Below are 15,963 nucleotides of genomic sequence, written 5' to 3' on the forward strand. Positions count from 1 at the left end.
CGTGGTGACTCGGTGGCGGCGCGGACTGTCGGTGCGAGGCGGTGAGGTGGCGTTCGCCCTCCTCGGACTGCCACTCGGAGTGCTGGGCGGCGTCTACGCGGTCGCCGTGCTCTACGCGGGGGCCCTGCTCTCGCTCACCGTCCTGGGGCTGCCGTTCGTCGCGGCCGCCCTGGTCGGGGCACGCGGGATCGGAGGGCTGCACCGGCGGCTGGTCGGGCGGCTGCTGGGCGAACGGGTGGCCGCGCCACCGGCGTCGGCACGCCCCTCGGGGCTGCTGGCCCGGGGGCGGGCCGTACTGACCGACCCGGTCGCCTGGCGGGCGCTGCTCTACCTGCTCCTCCGGCTGCCGCTCGGCGCGCTCGGCTTCCTGGCCGTGGTCGGACTGCCGCTCGGCTCGGTGTGGCTGGCGGGCTTCCCGCTCTGGGTACGGCTGTTGGAGCCGGGGCCGCGAGCGGTCGACTGGCTGGACGTCGCCGGGCCGCCGGTGGGGCTCGCGGTGCTGGCCGCCGTACCGGCCGTACTGCGGGCCCTGAGCCGGGCCAATCGCGCGCTGGCCCGGGCGCTGCTCGGGCCGGTGCGGTCGCAGCAGCGGGTGCGGGAGCTGGAGCACGCCCGCGCCACCCTGCTCGCCGAGAACACGGACCGGCTGCGGCGGCTCGAACGCGACCTCCACGACGGCACCCAGGCGCAGTTGGTCGCGCTCGCCATCACCCTCTCGCTGGCGGACGACGCTCTCGGCGGGGCGGCGCCCGGCGGGGCAGTGGCCTTCGGCGGGGCGGCGGCGTCCGGGGTCCAGGCCGGTGCCAGCGCGGGGAGCGACGCCGGGAGTGGTGCGGACCTGGGGCGGCTGCGCGCCCTGGTCGACCGGGCGCGTGGGCAGACCGATGACACCATCACCGGGCTGCGGCGGCTGACCCGGGGCATCCACCCGGTGGCGCTGGACGGCGGCCTGGCCGAGGCGCTGCCCGCACTGACCGCCACCTCGCCGGTGCCGGTGACGCTCCGGCTGGACCTGCGGGAGCGGCCGGCGGAGGTGATCGAGCGTGCGGTCTACTTCTGCGCGGCCGAACTGCTCACCAACGTGGCCAAGCACAGCGGCGCCCGGGCGGTCGACCTGACGGCGAGCGCGGTCGACGGCCGGGTCCGGCTGACGGTGCGCGACGACGGGCGCGGGGGCGCCGGGATCGGTGCGGGGACGGGGCTGACGGGGTTGGCCGAGCGCCTGGCGGCTGTGGACGGGAGGCTGCGGGTGGACAGCCCGCCCGGTGGGCCGACGCTGGTCACGGCGGAACTGCCGAGCAGGCTGTGAGGCCGTTGGGCCGTGTCGCCCCGGACGGGCAGGGGGCCGGGCCGCTCAGGCCCCGGTCTCCGCGAGGTAGGCCAGGACGGCCTTGACCCGGCGGTTGTCGGCGTCCGTCGCGGGCAGGTCGAACTTGGTGAACACAGCGGCCACGTGCTTCTCCACCGCTCGCTCGGAGACCACCAGCCGTCCCGCGATCGAGCGGTTGGAGTGGCCCTGGGCCATCAGCTCCAGTACCTCGCGCTCGCGGGCGGTGAGCGAGTCCACCCGGTTGCGCCGCCCGCCGTGCATCAGCCCGTTGACGATCTCCGGGTCGAGCGCCGTGCCGCCCGCGGCGACCCGGTGCAGGGCGTCCACGAACTCGGCGGTGCGGGCCACCCGCTCCTTGAGCAGGTAGCCGATGCCCGCGGCGCCGCCGGCCAGCAGCCGGGCGGCCCAGGCGGTCTCCACGTGCTGGGAGAAGACCAGGATGCCGGTCCCGCGTGCGGTGGCCCGGATCTCGACCGCGGCCCGGATCCCCTCGTCGGTGTGGGTGGGCGGCATCCGGATGTCCACCACGGCCACGTCGGGCCGGTGCTCGGTGACGGCGGCGACCAGTTCGGGGGCCGTGCCGGCGGTGGCGACCACCGCGCACCCACGGGCGGTCAGGAGCTCGACCATTCCCTCGCGGAGGATCACCGAGTCCTCGGCGAGGACGACGCGGAGCTGCTTGTCGATCATGACGCCATTATCCGGACCGTCCGGGTGGGCGGTGGTGCCGGGTCCGGTTCGTCCTGGCGATGTAGGTCTACAGCAAGGCTGGACAGTTTGGACTGATGAAATTACCGTGGAGCGGTGACCGAGAAGCGAACCGCCCCAGCCGTTCCGGAGGCACCGCCTGCCTCGGAGTCCCCTGCCGACACGGCCGCGCTGGCCGCCCGGGAGCTCCGGGCCGTGTTCAGCAGGTTGCGCCGGACCCTCCAGGAGAAGGGACAGGGTTCCAGCGGGCTCACCCCCTCGCAGACCGCGGTGCTGAACCGCCTGATCACCGACGGCCCGGCCGCCGCGAGCGCGCTGGCCGCTGCGGAGCGGGTCCGGCCGCAGTCGATGGCCGCCACGCTGGCCGCGCTGGAGGCGCACGGGCTGGTCGCCCGCCGCCCCGACCCCGAGGACGGGCGCCGCCAGGTGGTGGACCTCAGCGCGACCGGGCTGGAGTGGATCGCGGACAGCCGCCGGGCCCGTGAGGAGTGGCTGGCCAGGGCCCTGGGGGAGGAGTTCAGCGAGGCCGAGCGCGCCACCGTGCTGGCGGCGCTGCCCCTGCTGGACCGGCTCAACCGGGCGAGTCGGCTGAGCCGACCGAGCCGGCTGAACCAGCGATGACCGGCCCGTCGACGCTGCTGGCGCGGCTGCGCTCCCGACGCCAGGGCGCGGACCGGGCAGCGGCCCCGTCCATCCCGGCCCCGTCCATCCCGGCCCAGTCCGTCCCCGCCTCGTCCGTCCCCGCCGCGCTGGCCCCGACCCGGGCAGAGGCGCCCGCCGGGCCCACCGGGCCGGCCGGGCCCGGGGACGGGTTCAACCGTCGGCTGCTCGCCCCGATGGTGCTGGGTTCGGTGCTCAACCCGATCAACTCCTCGATGATCGCGGTGGCCCTGGTACCCGTCGGCACCGCCTTCGGCGCGCCGCCCGCCGAGACGGCCTGGCTGGTGAGCGGGCTCTACCTCGCCACTGCCGTCGGCCAGCCGGTGATCGGTCGGCTGGTGGACAGCTACGGGCCGCGCCGGCTCTACCTGGCCGGGACGGCGCTGGTCGGCCTGGCGGGACTGGTGGGTGTGCTGGCGCCCACGCTCGGGCTGCTGGTCGTCGCCCGGGTGCTGCTCGGGATCGGCACCTCCGCCGCGTACCCGGCCGCGATGTACCTCACCCGCAGCGAGGCCGAGCGGACCGGGCGGAACGGGCGGACCAGCCCCACCGGGGTGCTGACGGTGCTCGCCGTCGCCAACCAGACCATCGCCGTGATCGGGCCGACGCTCGGCGGCCTGCTGATCGGGCTGGGCGGCTGGCGGACGATCTTCGCGGTCAACGTCCCGCTGTCGCTGGCCTGTCTGGTGCTCGGGTCCGCCCGGCTGCCTGTCGCCGGGCCGCGGCGGGACGGCCGGGACGGCGCGCGGCGGCTGGACCGGTCCGGGATCGCCCTGTTCGCCGTCCTCCTGCTGGCACTGATGCTGTTCGTGATGCGGCCCGGGGCGGAGCGCTGGTACCTGCCGGTGCTCGCGGTCCTGGCCGGTGTCGGATTCGTGCTCCGGGAGACCAGGGCCCGCAGCCCGTTCATCGACCTGCGGGCCCTGGCCGGCAACCGTCCGTTGGTCGCCACCTATCTGCGCCAGGTGCTCGGCTGCACGGCGGGTTACGCCTTCCTCTACGGCTACACCCAGTGGCTGGAGCAGGGGCGCGGCCTGAGCGCCGCCTCCGCCGGGCTGGTGCTGCTGCCGCTCTCGCTGACCGCCCTCGCGGTCTCCGGTGCGACCGGTCGCCGTGCGGCGGTGCGGGGCAAGCTGGTGGTCGGCGCGGCGGTCCAGATGGCCGCCTGCGCGGCCCTGTTGACGGCGGGGTCGGCGAGTCCGCCGGTGCTGCTGATCGCCGTCGGGGTGCTGGCGGGCATCCCGCAGGGGTTGATCGGCCTCGGCAACCAGACCGCGCTCTACCACCAGGCCGACCCGGCCGCCATCGCCTCCGCGGCCGGGCTGCTGCGGACCTTCATGTACCTCGGGGCGATGGCCGCCTCGGCCGCGAACGCGGCCTTCTTCCCGCACGGCGCCACCACGGCCGGACTGCACCACCTCGCGCTGTTCATGTTCGGTGGCGCGGCCCTGCTCTTCCTCCTCGTCCTCCCCGACCGCTCGCTCGGCCGACTCGGGAGTGCTTCCTGATCAAGGGACATGACGGACCGTCAGTCAGTGGTGCGGGCCCGTCCGACCCGGGGCCGGACGGGCCCGCACGGGGGCGTGCGGGTCAGCCCCGGTCGGGTCGGCCGGTGAGGACCGTGGTGAAGACCGGCTCGCCGTGCTGGTGGCCGGTCACCGTGGTGGTGACGGTGTCCGGCTCCTCGCCGGGGGTGCGCCGGGCGGTGACGGTGGTGGGCGCGTCGTGTTCCGCGTAGCGGTGGAAGGTGGTGGCCGCGGCGGTCGGGGCGATGGTGACCGGGGCGACGGTGGCCGGGGCGCCGAGGGCGTTGGCGGCCTGGCGGGCGGCCTCCAGCAGCACCATGCCGGGGATGTGGTCGCCGGCGTGGTCGAAGAGGATCGGGTGCCGGAGGTCGGGGGTGAGGAGCCAGGTGCCGGGGGTGTCGGTGGGGGTCAGCACGACGTCGCAGGGCCGGACCCGTCCGACCAGGGCCGGCGGCAGGGGGCGGGCGGCCCCTGCCTCGGCTGCCTCCGGTATCGGGCTGCCTACGGGGCGGGCGCCGCGCAGTCGGCGGTAGGTGGAGTCCGGCACGGTGGTGAAACGGGCCTCGCCGGTCGCGGCCAGGTGGGGGCCGCGGCGGACGGTCGCGGTGAAGGTGAAGTCGACCGTGCTGCGGGTGCGCCGAGGGCGCGGGAGGAGTCTGGCCTCGATGGTGAGGTCGGTGGGTGTCTCCCCGATGGACAGCCGGCGGGCGCGGGCGGTGTAGTCGAGGTTCCACATCATGAACCTGTGGTCGAGCGGGACGCCGTACCGGGTGTGGGCGAGGTAGAGCCCGGCTTGGCGAACCGTTTCGGCGGCGAGCATCGGGTCGTACCCGGTCCCGTCCGGGGTGCTGAAGAAGGTGTGCGCCCGCGGCCACTGGGCGGTGACGGTGAACGCGGTGTCGCCGAGCGGCTCGCTGCCGGTGATGAAGACCTCGGCGTGGCAGGCCCGGTGGACGTACTCCTTGGCGACGGTGCTGGTCAGTCGGGGTGCCGGAGCGGCCGGGCGGATCGGCGCGGGGGGTGTGCCGAGGGGCTCGCCGGCCGGGGCGGGGGCCGGGGCGAGTGCGGGGGCGTAGTAGGCGAGCAGGGACATGGGGGAGCGCTCCAAGGTGCCGGGGTGGGCGGGACCGGCTGCTCAGGGCGCGTGGGGGTACGCACCTGCCGGTCCGCTCGTCGGGGAGCCGGGGCCGGGGGCGCGTCGGCGGCCGAGCGCAGCCGTGTCAACGCCGGGGTTGCCCGTCCGCGCCCGACCGATCACCTCGACGGTCAGCACACGGCCGTTCACCTGCGGTGATACGGACGATCCGGGTTGACGGGCCCATCATCACAAGCGCTGGCCCCAGGGGTGTCACCGGCTCGGACGGCCCGGTTGTTGAAGCGGCACGGGGCTGGCGCCGGACCGTTCCGGGGGGGCGTCAAACGGCCGATCGGGAGGCGCAGTTGCCGCGCCGTACCACCCGCCCGGTGCCGGTTCCCGCGTGCTCGGCCGCCGGATAGACTTCGGCACTTCCCGCCCCGCCCCCACCTCACCCCACCCCCCACCTCACGGCCCGGTGCCACCGGGACGATCGACGGGTCCGCCCGCTCGTGGGGTGACCACCTCGACAGCCCGGCGCGAGTGCGTACGGCCGATCCCGTACGGCCGGTGCCGGGTGGGACCGGCGCCGCGGATCGCGCGCCACCCGGAGAGCAGAGAGCAGGTCTTTCGTGAACCATCCTCCGACCACGTCGCCCGGCGGACTGCTGGTGATCGGCAGTGCCGCCGCCCCGGCCGACGTTCCCGGAGCGGGGCTGTGCACGGTCGGCTACGACGGCACCGGCGCCATGAGTCCCGTCCGCACACTCCCGCTGGACCACCCCTCCTACGCGGCGGTCGACCCGACGCGCGCGGTCGTCCACGCCGTCCTGGAACAGGCGGTCGGACGGATCGTCTCGGTGCGCGTGGCGAGTGGTGCCGAGCCCGGTGCCGTGGTCGCCGACGCCGTCAGCGGCGGTGCGGGCCCCTGCCACCTCGCGGTCCACCCCAGCGGGTCGCACGTCTTCGCGGCCCACTACGGCGACGGCGTCCTCTCGGTCGTCGCCACCGGCGCCGACGGCGCGGTCGCCACCGCCGAGCCGGTGCAGACCGTCCGGCACCCGGGCCGGGAGGCCTCCGGGGACCGGCTCACCTCCCCGCACGCCCACATGGCGGCCCCCTCGCCGGACGGGCGCTTCCTGCTGTGCACCGATCTCGGCACCGACCGGGTGTACGTCTACGCCTTCGATCCGGACGACGGCCCGCTCAGCGCCCACCGGACGGTGCAACTGCCGTCGGGCCGCGGCCCCCGGCACCTGGTGTTCCACCCGTCGGCCCGGTACGCCTACGTCCTGAACGAACTCTCCTCCACCCTCACCGTCTGCACCTGGGACGCACTCTCCGGCCGCCTCGACCCGGTCGCCGAGGTCGAGACCCGACGGGATCCGGACGCGCCGAACGCCAACTCCGCCGCCGCGGTCCGCGTGTCGGGCGACGGCCGTTTCCTCTACACGACCAACCGCGGCGACGACGCGATCTCGGTGTACGCCCTGCACGAGGACGGCGCGTCCGTGGAGCTGCTCACCACCGTGCCCTGCGGCGGGACTTGGCCGCGCGACATCGCGCTCACGCCGGACGGCCGGCTGCTGTTCTGCGCCAATCAGCGCTCGGACACGGTCACGGTCTTCCACCGCGACCCGTCGACGGGTCTGCTGAGTCCGGCCGGGGAGCCGCTGGTGGTCGCCGAGCCCACGTCGGTCCTGCCGATCGCCCGCTGACCAGGGGCCCCGAGGTGCCCGATGGGTGAGCCGTCGGGCACCGAAGGGCCGGTGAGCGTGCTCGCCCGAGTGCCCGGGTGAGCGCTCTCACCGCCTTGACATCGTCCGCCTGTCGGCCGAGGATCGTCCCGTGAACCTGTCAGACAGCCAGACAGCAGGATCGTCCTCCCGGAGCCCCCGACGGGTGAGCGCGATGGAAGCGGTGTTCGGCCACCTGCGCGGCGCCATCGAGCGCGGCGAGTACGCCGTGGGGGACAAGCTCCCCTCCGAAGCGGAGCTGTGCCGCACGCTGGAGGTCAGCCGGCCCGTGCTGCGGGAGGCGCTCCGGGCGCTCCAGACCATGGGCCTGACCGTCTCGAAGACCGGCAAGGGCACCTTCGTCGTGGCGAACACGGTCGACGACCCGACCTTCGGCGACTACGCGGCCAGTGACCTGCTGGAGGTGCGTCGGCACGTCGAGATCCCGGTCGCCGGGTACGCGGCGCTGCGCCGGACCCCGGAGGACCTGGACCAGCTCGCCCACCTGCTCGACCGGATGGAGCGGGAGACCGACACCACCGCGTGGGTCGCGCTGGACACGGTCTTCCACCTGGCGGTGGCCGAGGCCTCCCGCAACCCGGTCTTCCGCCGGGTCATCGAGGAGATCCGCGACGCACTGGCGCGTCAGTCGGCGTTCCTCAACGAGCTGGGCGATCGCCGCGAGCAGTCCAACCGCGAGCACCGGGCGATCGTCGAGGCGCTGGTCGACGGTTCCGAGCCCGACGCGGTCGCGGCGATGTCGCACCACCTCCACCGCGTCGAGGCGACCCTCACCGACATCCTGCACCCCAGGCGCACGGAGACCCCCGCAGACGGCCGAGCCGAGGTCTGAGCGAGCGGTCCCCGAGGACGGGGAGCGCGGTTCCACCCGCCCCGGCCCCGCCCCCGCGAGGCCGCCGGCACATCCACCACCGATCGAGGACGTCATGTTCAGCAGTCCCCTCGCGGACGCACCCGCGATCCGCGAGCCCCGCCATGTGCCCGTCGCCCACCTCACCCGGGGCGGAGTGGTCGAGGGAGTCCACCACGGCTCCGTCGTCGTCCTCGCTGGCAACGGCAACGGCAACGGCAACGGCAGTGGCAGCGGCGGCAACAGCAACGCCGGCAACGCCAACGGCGAGGTCAGGTTCCGGCTCGGCGACATCGAAGCCGCCTGCTACCCGCGATCGGCCCTCAAGCCGCTCCAGGCCGTCGCCATGGTCCGGGCGGGCCTGCCGCTCGACGGCGAACTGCTCTCCCTCGCGATGGGCAGCCACTCCGGCGAGGAGCGCCATCTCGCCGGTGCCCGGCGGATCCTGGAGCTCGCTGGCTTCTCCGAGGACGACCTGCGCAACGTCCCGGACCTGCCGTACGACCCGGCGGTCCGCGACACCTGGATCCGGGAGGGCCGCCCGGCCTCCCGGCTCGCCCAGAACTGTTCGGGTAAGCACGCCGCGATGCTCTACCTCTGCAGGCTCAACGGCTGGTCGTCGGCCGACTACGACGACCCGGCCCACCCGCTCCAGCGGCTGATCGCCGGGGTCGTCGAGGAGTTCACCGGTCAACGCATCGCGCGGGTCAGCGTCGACGGCTGCGGCACCCCGCTGTTCGCCGTCTCGCTGCACGGCCTCGCCCGCGCCGCCGCCCGCATCGCCACCGGCGCGCCGGGGACCCCCGAGTCCCGGGTGGCGGACGCGCTGCGCGGGCATCCGGAGATGGCCTCCGGCGCGGGCCGGGACACGGCCGCGCTGATGCGCGCCGTGCCCGGACTGCTGGCCAAGGACGGTTTCGAGGGCGTGCAGGTCGCCGCGCTGCCGGACGGCAGCGCCGTGGCCGTGAAGATCGCCGACGGGGCGAACCGGGCGCGCATCCCGGTGGCGGCGGCCGCGCTGGCCCTGGCGGGGGTCGAACCGCGGCTGCTCACCGCTTTCGCGGGGGAGCCGACGACCGGCGGTGGCCGGCCCGTCGGCGGCGTCCGGCCGGTGGCGGCGCTCGACCCGTCGGCGCTGCCCGCCCCCGTCTGACCCGATCCACCGTTCCACGAAGGAAGAGGACCACACACCCATGACCGCCGCCGCACCGATGTCCGCCGCACCCAAGACCGCCGCACCCATGACCGCCGCCACCCGCAGCGAACACGACCTGCTCGGAGACCGCGACGTCCCCGCCGACGCCTACTGGGGCGTCCACACGCTGCGCGCCACCGAGAACTTCCCGATCACGGGCACGCCCATCTCCACCTACCCGCACCTGATCGACGCCCTCGCCGCCGTCAAGGAGGCCGCCGCCCTCGCCAACGAGGAACTCGGCCTGCTGGAGCCCGCGAAGGCCGCCGCGATCGTCGCCGCCTGCCGTGAGATCCGGGGCGGCGGGCTGCACGAGCAGTTCGTCGTGGACGTCATCCAGGGCGGCGCCGGGACCTCGACCAACATGAACGCCAACGAGGTCATCGCCAACCGGGCGCTGGAACTGCTGGGGCACGCCAAGGGCGAGTACCGGCACCTGCACCCCAACGAGCACGTCAACCTGGGCCAGTCCACCAACGACGTCTACCCGACGGCCGTCCGGATCGCGACCGTCTTCGCCGTGCGCGGCCTGCTCGACGCGATGGCCGTGCTCCAGGACGCCTTCGCCCGCAAGGCCGTCGAGTTCCGCGACGTGCTGAAGATGGGCCGCACCCAGCTGCAGGACGCCGTGCCGATGACGCTCGGGCAGGAGTTCTCGACGTTCGCGGTGATGCTCAACGAGGACCGCAGCCGGCTCGGGGAGGCCGTCGAGCTGATCCTGGAGATCAACCTCGGTGCCACCGCGATCGGCACCGGCCTCAACGCCCCCGCCGGGTACGCCGAGTCCGCGCGCCGCCACCTCGCCGACCTCACCGGGCTGCCCCTCGTCACGGCGGCGAACCTGGTCGAGGCCACCCAGGACTGCGGGGCGTTCGTCCAGATGTCCGGGGTGCTCAAGCGCGTCGCCGTCAAGCTCTCGAAGAGCTGCAACGACCTGCGCCTGCTGTCCTCGGGGCCGCGCGCGGGCCTCGGCGAGATCAACCTGCCGCCGGTGCAGGCCGGTTCGAGCATCATGCCGGGCAAGGTGAACCCGGTGATCCCCGAGGTCGTCAACCAGGTCGCCTTCGAGGTGATCGGCAACGACGTCGCCGTCACCATGGCCGCCGAGGCCGGGCAGCTCCAGCTCAACGCCTTCGAGCCGATCATCCTGCACTCGCTCTCGGAGTCGATCACCCATCTGCGGGCCGCCTGCCTCACCCTCGCCGAGCGGTGCGTCGTCGGCATCACCGCAACACCGAGGTGCTGCGCGCGACCGTCGAGAACTCCATCGGCCTGGTGACCGCCCTCAACCCGCACATCGGGTACACGGCCGCCACCGACATCGCCAAGGAGGCGCTGGCCAGCGGCCGGGGCGTGGCCGAACTCGTCCTGGAGAAGGGGCTGCTCCCGGCCGAGCGGCTCGCCGCCCTGCTGCGGCCCGAGGTGATCGCGGGCACCGGCGCGCCGGTGGCCTGACGCGGAGCACGGATAACGAAGCGCGGAGCACGGAGCACGGCGAACGCGTCGAACGACGCGTCGCCGCACCGGAGTTCCGGTGCGGCGACGCGTGTTCCGCGGGACGGGGCCAGGGTCAGGCCGGACCGGCCAGCGCGGGGATCAGCCGCACGTCCTCCGGGGCCCGGGCGTTGTGGCGCTCGGTCCAGGTGGTCAGCGCGGACTGGCAGGCGTGGTCGAGGTGCCGGAGCCCGGAGAGGTCCAGCTCCACGACGCGGTCGGCGGGCAGCGCCTCCAGGGCGTCCAGGAGCTTGGGCAGCCGGAGGAAGGTGGCGTTGCCGGTCAGCCGGACCCGGAGCAGGCCGCCGGGCCGCTCCTCGGTGTCGACGTGCAGCCGGGAGGTCTCCCAGGCCGACTTGACGACCGACAGGCCCAGGCCGATCAGCACGCCCTCGAACATGTTGACCGTGACGATGGCCACGGCGGTGGCCGCGAGGACGAGCGCCTCCGCCCGGTGCTCGCGCCACAGCGGCCCGAACTGCTTGAATGGCAGCAGCTTGAACCCGGCGTGCACCAGCACCCCGGCCAGCGCCGCGACGGGGATGACGCCGAGGGCCGCGGGGAGCAGCGCGGCGAAGAGCAGCAGCCACACACCGTGCAGCACGCGGGACGCCTTGGTCCGGGCACCGGCCTGGACGTTGGCGGCGCTGCGGACGATGACCGCGGTCATCGGCAGGGCGCCGAGGGCGCCGCAGAGCGCGTTGCCCGCGCCCTGCGCCATCAGCTCCTTGTCGTAGTCGGTGCGCGGTCCGTCGTGGAGGCGGTCGACGGCCGCCGCGCTGAACAGGCTCTCGGCCGAGGCGACGAGGGTGAAGGCCACGACCGTCACGACGAGTGCCGGGGTGAGCTGCTCGAACACCCCGCTGCCTGGTGGCTGGACGGCGTCCAGGAGGCCCTGGACCTCGACCTTCTTCACCGGGCGGTCGAGCAGCCAGACGGTGCCGGTGGCGAGCAGCACGGCCACCAGTGCGCCGGGGACGACCCGCACCCGGGCGGGCAGCCGCTGCCACAGCAGGATCACCGCGATGGTGCCGGCGCCGATCACGAAGGAGTAGCCGGCGGCGGGCGAGGAGACGAGCCGGGCGAGCAGGCCGGGAAGGCCCAGGAGCTTGTCGACCCCGCTGGCGGGCGCCGGCCGGTCGGCCATCGCGTAGAGCTGGCCGGCGATGATGACCAGGCCGATGCCGGCCAGCATGCCCTCCACCACGGCGACGGAGATCGCGCGGAACCACCGGCCCCAGCGCAGCGCGCCCAGCAGCAGCTGGAGCAGGCCGGTGGCGGCGACCACGAGGCCGAGAGCCGGCAGGCCGAACCGTTGCACGGTCTCGGCGACCAGCACGGTCAGTCCGGCGGCCGGGCCGCTGACCTGGAGGCTGCTGCCGGGGAGCAGGCCGGTGACCAGGCCGCCGACGATGCCCGTGATCAGGCCGAGTTCGGCGGGCACGCCCGAGGCGACGGCGACGCCGACGCACAGCGGGAGGGCGACCAGGAAGACGACGAGCGAGGCGGTCAGGTCGTACTTGAGCGTGGGAAAGCGCATGGGAGCCCTCATCGGTGGGAGTCCGGGGGTGGTCGGCCGCGGCGTGGTCGGCTGTGGTGTGGCCGGCCGCGGGGCGGCCGGCGATGGCGTGGTGGGCGGCGGTGGGGCGGGCCGCCGGGTCACAGCGGCAGGAAGACGTCGCTGCCGGGGCGGTGGCTGAGCACCGCGCCGGTGTGGACCTCGTAGAACCAGCCGTGCAGGCCCAGCCGGCCCTGGTCGGCCCGGCGGGCGACGCTCGGGTGGGTGCGCAGCCTCGCCAGCTGGTCCAGCACGTGCCGCTGCACGGGGGCGGCCAGGTCGTGGCTGGGCTCCCCGGCGGGTGTCAGTTCGGTGCCGTCGGCCAGCCAGTCGCGTACGGCGGGCACCCCGGTGAGGTCCTCGCCCCGGACGACGGCGCCCACGGCGCCGCAGTGGGAGTGGCCGCAGACCACGATGTCGGCGACCCCCAGGACCTCGACCGCGTACTCGATGGTCGCGGCCTCGGCCGAGGGGGCGGACGGGCGGTGCGGCGGGACGATGTTGCCGGCGGTCCGCAGCTCGAACAGGTCCCCGGGCCGGGCGCCGGTGACGGCGGAGGGGATGATGCGGGAGTCGGAGCAGGTGATGAACAGCGCCTGCGGGCTCTGGCCCGCCGCCAGCCGCCCGAAGGCGTCGGCCTCCTGCGCGGCGCGGCGGCGGAAGGTGCGGGCGTGGTCGATGAATCCTTGCATGTCGTGCCTCGGGTCCTTCGGAAGTCCTGTGGGAACGGTGACTTCGGGACCGTGCCGCTCGCTCGGTACGGGGGCAGCGCGGCGGCGCGGGCAGGCGGAAGCACTGCCGCGGGCCGTCGTGGACTGCCGGGACGTGGGGCGGTGGGTCACCCGTGGGGAGTGTCGCCACCGTCGTCGAGTGTGCGTGCGCGGTCGGGACCGATCAGCAGCGGAACACCTGGAGGACGGCGGCTCTGGGCTGTCTGCGCGCCCCGTGCGGCGGGTCGGAGGCGCGGGTCGGCGACGGGTCGTCCCCGGTGGACGCCTCGTCGGCGAGGGCGGGGTGCAACTCCCGCTGGCACGGGGGGACTTCGACGCTCCGCGGACGCGTCCAGCCGAGCCCCGGCGGGCACTTGGGGGCCACCGCCTCCTCGGCGAGCTTCGCCTCCGCGACCATTCGGGGGCAGCGTTCCTCGCGGGTGAGGGCGGATGCGGACTGGGACAGCACCACCAGCCCCAACACGGCCACGAGGGCCACGGCGGCGGCGCCGATCACCCTCCTGACCAAGGACATTGCCGTTCCTTTCCCTGCCCGTGGGATGTGTCGAACCGTCATGAATTCTGACGGCCACGGGCGGGGGCGAGTTCCGGTTTTGTCGTGAACAGTCCGTGAATCAGTTCGGCCGACCGGTGATGGTCCATGAACTGACGGGGTGGAATGCGGGCAGGCGGTGAACCGTTCGGGGCGGGAGTGTCGGCTTGCTCCGTTCCGGAGGCGACCCGACCGCCCGACCGCCCGGTCGCCCGGTCGCCGCCGGTGTCACGCCGGCCGGGGGTGCTGCAGCCCGTGCAGGAGCAGGTCGATCAGGCGCCGTGGGTCGTACTGCGGGCCGCTGCCTCCGATGCACAGGTTGCCGATGCCGCGCATCAGCTCGAAGGGCCGGGTGCCCGCCCTGATCTCACCGGCCTCGACCGCGGCGTCGAGCAGCTGCGCGCAGACCGGCAGCAGGCGGTCGAGGAAGAGGCCGTGCAGGGCGGCGAAGCCGGTGCTGTCCGACTGCATCGCGTCGGCCAGCCCGTGTTTGGTGACCAGGAAGTCGACGAACAGGTCGATCCACCGGCGCAGCGCGTCGAACGGGGAGTCGGCGGCTGCCAGCAGTCGCGGGCCGGCCTGGGCGCACTCCTCGATCTGGTGGCGGTAGACGGCCGTGATGAGATCGGCCCGGGTCGGGAAGTGCCGGTAGATCGTTCCCGTTCCGACGCCGGCCTCGGCCGCGATCCGGCGGATCGGTGCGTCGACGCCCGAGGTCACGAACACCTCGGCCGCGGCCGCGAGCAGCGCCTGCTGATTGCGCATCGCGTCGGCCCGCTTGCTCCGGGCCGATGTCCTTCCCGTGGGGTCCTCGCCGGGCACGACTCTTCCTCCAGCGTCCATTGACAAAGCGGAACCATGTTCCGGATAGTAAGTGGGACAGCGTTCCGCTTCAGCTTAGCCGAAGTGGAACGCTCCTGAACCCCTGCCTGCCGCCGCCCGGCCTGGGCCGACCGCGGCGACACCTATCGCAGGGCGACGCCCATCGCAGAAGGAGCACTGCTCAGCATGAGCGCAACCACCCGCACCGCACCCGTCCCGGTCCTGTCGTACAGCCCGGTGGTCCTGTCCGTGCCCGGGCGGCCGGTGGACCTCCAGGTGCGCGTCTCCGCGCCCGGGACCGGAAGCGGCCTGCCCGTCATCCTGCTCTCCCACGGCCACGGCCCCTCGCACCACCTGTCCTCGCTGCACGGCTACGCGCCGCTCGCCAACGCCTGGGCGGAGCAGGGCTTCGTCGTCATCCAGCCCACCCACCTCACCTCCCGGACGCTGAGCCACCTGGTCGCCGACGCCCCCGGCGCACCGGACTTCTGGCGCTCCCGCGCCGAGGACATGACCCACGTCCTCGACCGGCTCGACCAGATCGAGCGCACCGTGCCGCAGCTCGCGGGACGGATCGACCGCACCAAGGTCGCCCTCGCCGGGCACTCGCTCGGCGGCTTCACGGCGGCCCTCCTGCTGGGCGCCGGACTCAACGACCCCGCCACCGGGAACGTGGTGCACCTGGCCGAACCGCGGATCAAGGCGGGCGTCCTGCTCGCCGCGCCCGGCAGGGGCGGCGACGTCTTCAACGGGCCGATGGCCGAGCAGTGGCCCGTCATCGGAGCCGTGGACTTCTCCACCATGACCGCTCCCGCGCTGGTCGTCGCGGGCGACAAGGACGACTCGCGGCACTTCACCGACATGGGACCGGACTGGCACGCCGACCCCTATTCCCTCGCCCCCGGCCCCAAGGACCTGCTCACCCTGTTCGACGCGGGGCACGGACTCGGCGGGATCGCCGGGTACGACGCCGCCGAGACCACCGACGAGAACCCCGGGCGGGTCGCTGCCCTCGGACGGCTCACCGCCGCCTACCTCCGCAGCCGGCTCACCCCGGGTGACGGGGCCTGGCAGGCCGCGTGCGAGGCGCTGGCAACCGGCCCCGACCCGGTCGGACGGGTCGAGGCCAAGTAGGCGCAGGGCCGGGGTCGCAGGGCTCACGGGGGAGCCCGGCCCGGTGCCCGCCCGGCGCCGGGCGGGCACCTTCCGGCGGGGGTGGGTCAGGCCGCCGCGTCGAGGTCGGAGGCGAGCAGGTCGGCGAGTGCCCGGAGGGCGTCCTCGGCCCCGTCGCCGGAGGCGGTGAGCTCCAGGACGTCGCCGGAGCGGGCGGCCAGGGCGAGTACGGAGAGCAGGCTGCGGGCGTCGACGGGGGTCTGGCCCGGGCGGCCGACGGTGACCTTGACCGGCTGCCGGGAGGTGGCGGCCTGGACGAACAGTGACGCCGGGCGGGCGTGCAGGCCGCTGCTGGAGCCGACGGTGACCTGGGTCGAGTGCATGGCAGTCCTTGGGGGAGAGGGGGAGAAGGAGGGGGCGAGGGTCGGCCCGGGTGGGATCCGGGCCCGGTGGTGCCCGGCCCCCGCGGTACGGGGGCGGTCGCGGGGGCCGGGTGGTCTTTGGTTTCACGCCCGTTGGCGTGTTGTTTCGGTTGGTTCTACGCCCGGTTGCGAGCAGATGTCAACACATTCGGGCGTACGTCACGGACCGGACGGGAGGCGACGAGAGACG

General features: G+C 74.4%; 14 protein-coding genes and 1 pseudogene. 8 read left to right on the forward strand and 7 right to left on the reverse strand.

Going from position 1 to position 15,963, the window contains the following annotated elements; all coding sequences use genetic code 11:
* Nucleotides 1-4 precede the first annotated feature (4 nt).
* Nucleotides 5-1,309: a sensor histidine kinase gene (locus ACFC1T_RS21875; protein WP_375891112.1), complete on the forward strand. Its 1,305-nt coding sequence runs from the start codon at nucleotides 5-7 to the stop codon at nucleotides 1,307-1,309.
* Nucleotides 1,310-1,354: 45 nt separating this feature from the next.
* On the opposite strand, the gene ACFC1T_RS21880 is transcribed toward ACFC1T_RS21875, so the two are convergent.
* Entirely contained in the window at nucleotides 1,355-2,020 is a 666-nt protein-coding gene (locus ACFC1T_RS21880; protein WP_375890996.1) for a response regulator transcription factor, read from the reverse strand.
* A 114-nt stretch (nucleotides 2,021-2,134) separates the two neighbouring features.
* Between ACFC1T_RS21880 and ACFC1T_RS21885 the strand changes: the two genes are divergently transcribed.
* Both ACFC1T_RS21885 and ACFC1T_RS21890 read left to right on the forward strand, forming a co-directional pair.
* The gene (locus ACFC1T_RS21885; RefSeq protein WP_375890998.1) at nucleotides 2,135-2,659 is read left to right on the forward strand and encodes a MarR family winged helix-turn-helix transcriptional regulator; all 525 of its coding nucleotides are present in this window, start codon (nucleotides 2,135-2,137) and stop codon (nucleotides 2,657-2,659) included.
* On the forward strand, nucleotides 2,656-4,206 hold the full coding sequence (locus tag ACFC1T_RS21890; protein ID WP_375890999.1) for an MFS transporter: 1,551 nt from the start codon (nucleotides 2,656-2,658) through the stop codon (nucleotides 4,204-4,206). The genes ACFC1T_RS21885 and ACFC1T_RS21890 overlap by 4 nt, the downstream gene beginning before the upstream one ends.
* Before the next feature lie 82 nt (nucleotides 4,207-4,288).
* Here ACFC1T_RS21890 and ACFC1T_RS21895 read toward each other — a convergent pair whose 3' ends face one another.
* Complete coding sequence (locus ACFC1T_RS21895) at nucleotides 4,289-5,317, reverse strand: ScbA/BarX family gamma-butyrolactone biosynthesis protein (protein ID WP_375891001.1); 1,029 nt, start codon at nucleotides 5,315-5,317, stop codon at nucleotides 4,289-4,291.
* 614 nt (nucleotides 5,318-5,931) lie between these two features.
* On the opposite strand from ACFC1T_RS21895, the gene ACFC1T_RS21900 reads away from it, so the two are divergent.
* The 4 genes and pseudogenes from ACFC1T_RS21900 to aspA all read left to right on the forward strand — a co-directional run bounded on the left by ACFC1T_RS21900 (nucleotide 5,932) and on the right by aspA (nucleotide 10,556).
* On the forward strand, nucleotides 5,932-7,017 hold the full coding sequence (locus ACFC1T_RS21900) for a lactonase family protein (protein WP_375891002.1): 1,086 nt from the start codon (nucleotides 5,932-5,934) through the stop codon (nucleotides 7,015-7,017).
* A 193-nt stretch (nucleotides 7,018-7,210) separates the two neighbouring features.
* Entirely contained in the window at nucleotides 7,211-7,888 is a 678-nt protein-coding gene (locus ACFC1T_RS21905; protein ID WP_375891114.1) for a FadR/GntR family transcriptional regulator, read from the forward strand.
* A gap of 94 nt (nucleotides 7,889-7,982) precedes the next feature.
* Complete coding sequence (locus tag ACFC1T_RS21910) at nucleotides 7,983-9,059, forward strand: asparaginase (protein ID WP_375891004.1); 1,077 nt, start codon at nucleotides 7,983-7,985, stop codon at nucleotides 9,057-9,059.
* Between the two features lie 88 nt (nucleotides 9,060-9,147).
* Nucleotides 9,148-10,556 (forward strand): annotated as a pseudogene (aspA, locus tag ACFC1T_RS21915) (aspartate ammonia-lyase).
* Nucleotides 10,557-10,671: 115 nt separating this feature from the next.
* Here the strand turns inward: aspA and ACFC1T_RS21920 are convergent.
* From ACFC1T_RS21920 to ACFC1T_RS21935, 4 genes are all read right to left on the reverse strand, one after another.
* A complete protein-coding gene (locus tag ACFC1T_RS21920; RefSeq protein ID WP_375891005.1) occupies nucleotides 10,672-12,135 on the reverse strand; it encodes a SulP family inorganic anion transporter in 1,464 nt (487 codons plus the stop codon).
* Between the two features lie 119 nt (nucleotides 12,136-12,254).
* Nucleotides 12,255-12,845 (reverse strand): carbonic anhydrase, encoded by a 591-nt coding sequence (locus tag ACFC1T_RS21925; protein WP_375891007.1) that lies wholly within the window; start codon nucleotides 12,843-12,845, stop codon nucleotides 12,255-12,257.
* A gap of 202 nt (nucleotides 12,846-13,047) precedes the next feature.
* Entirely contained in the window at nucleotides 13,048-13,398 is a 351-nt protein-coding gene (locus tag ACFC1T_RS21930) for a hypothetical protein (protein ID WP_375891009.1), read from the reverse strand.
* Nucleotides 13,399-13,644: 246 nt separating this feature from the next.
* Nucleotides 13,645-14,181: a TetR/AcrR family transcriptional regulator gene (locus ACFC1T_RS21935; protein ID WP_375891011.1), complete on the reverse strand. Its 537-nt coding sequence runs from the start codon at nucleotides 14,179-14,181 to the stop codon at nucleotides 13,645-13,647.
* 243 nt (nucleotides 14,182-14,424) lie between these two features.
* On the opposite strand from ACFC1T_RS21935, the gene ACFC1T_RS21940 reads away from it, so the two are divergent.
* Complete coding sequence (locus ACFC1T_RS21940) at nucleotides 14,425-15,372, forward strand: alpha/beta hydrolase family protein (protein ID WP_375891013.1); 948 nt, start codon at nucleotides 14,425-14,427, stop codon at nucleotides 15,370-15,372.
* 86 nt (nucleotides 15,373-15,458) lie between these two features.
* Here ACFC1T_RS21940 and ACFC1T_RS21945 read toward each other — a convergent pair whose 3' ends face one another.
* Nucleotides 15,459-15,734 carry an HPr family phosphocarrier protein gene (locus tag ACFC1T_RS21945; protein ID WP_375891015.1) on the reverse strand — a complete coding sequence of 92 codons (276 nt, stop codon included), beginning with the start codon at nucleotides 15,732-15,734 and terminating at the stop codon, nucleotides 15,459-15,461.
* Nucleotides 15,735-15,963 lie beyond the last annotated feature (229 nt).

This window comes from Kitasatospora sp. NPDC056076, from assembly GCF_042266305.1.
In the GTDB taxonomy this organism is placed as follows: Bacteria; Actinomycetota; Actinomycetes; order Streptomycetales; family Streptomycetaceae; genus Kitasatospora.

What these genes read in the sequence shown, in the direction of transcription:
- ACFC1T_RS21880 (WP_375890996.1), bottom strand. Translation starts at nt 2,020, where the DNA reads ATGATCGACAAGCAGCTCCGCGTCGTCCTCGCCGAGGACTCGGTGATC.
- ACFC1T_RS21890 (WP_375890999.1), top strand. Translation starts at nt 2,656, where the DNA reads ATGACCGGCCCGTCGACGCTGCTGGCGCGGCTGCGCTCCCGACGCCAG.
- ACFC1T_RS21895 (WP_375891001.1), bottom strand. Translation starts at nt 5,317, where the DNA reads ATGTCCCTGCTCGCCTACTACGCCCCCGCACTCGCCCCGGCCCCCGCC.
- ACFC1T_RS21905 (WP_375891114.1), top strand. Translation starts at nt 7,211, where the DNA reads ATGGAAGCGGTGTTCGGCCACCTGCGCGGCGCCATCGAGCGCGGCGAG.
- ACFC1T_RS21910 (WP_375891004.1), top strand. Translation starts at nt 7,983, where the DNA reads ATGTTCAGCAGTCCCCTCGCGGACGCACCCGCGATCCGCGAGCCCCGC.
- ACFC1T_RS21920 (WP_375891005.1), bottom strand. Translation starts at nt 12,135, where the DNA reads ATGCGCTTTCCCACGCTCAAGTACGACCTGACCGCCTCGCTCGTCGTC.
- ACFC1T_RS21925 (WP_375891007.1), bottom strand. Translation starts at nt 12,845, where the DNA reads ATGCAAGGATTCATCGACCACGCCCGCACCTTCCGCCGCCGCGCCGCG.
- ACFC1T_RS21930 (WP_375891009.1), bottom strand. Translation starts at nt 13,398, where the DNA reads ATGTCCTTGGTCAGGAGGGTGATCGGCGCCGCCGCCGTGGCCCTCGTG.
- ACFC1T_RS21935 (WP_375891011.1), bottom strand. Translation starts at nt 14,181, where the DNA reads ATGCGCAATCAGCAGGCGCTGCTCGCGGCCGCGGCCGAGGTGTTCGTG.
- ACFC1T_RS21940 (WP_375891013.1), top strand. Translation starts at nt 14,425, where the DNA reads ATGAGCGCAACCACCCGCACCGCACCCGTCCCGGTCCTGTCGTACAGC.
- ACFC1T_RS21945 (WP_375891015.1), bottom strand. Translation starts at nt 15,734, where the DNA reads ATGCACTCGACCCAGGTCACCGTCGGCTCCAGCAGCGGCCTGCACGCC.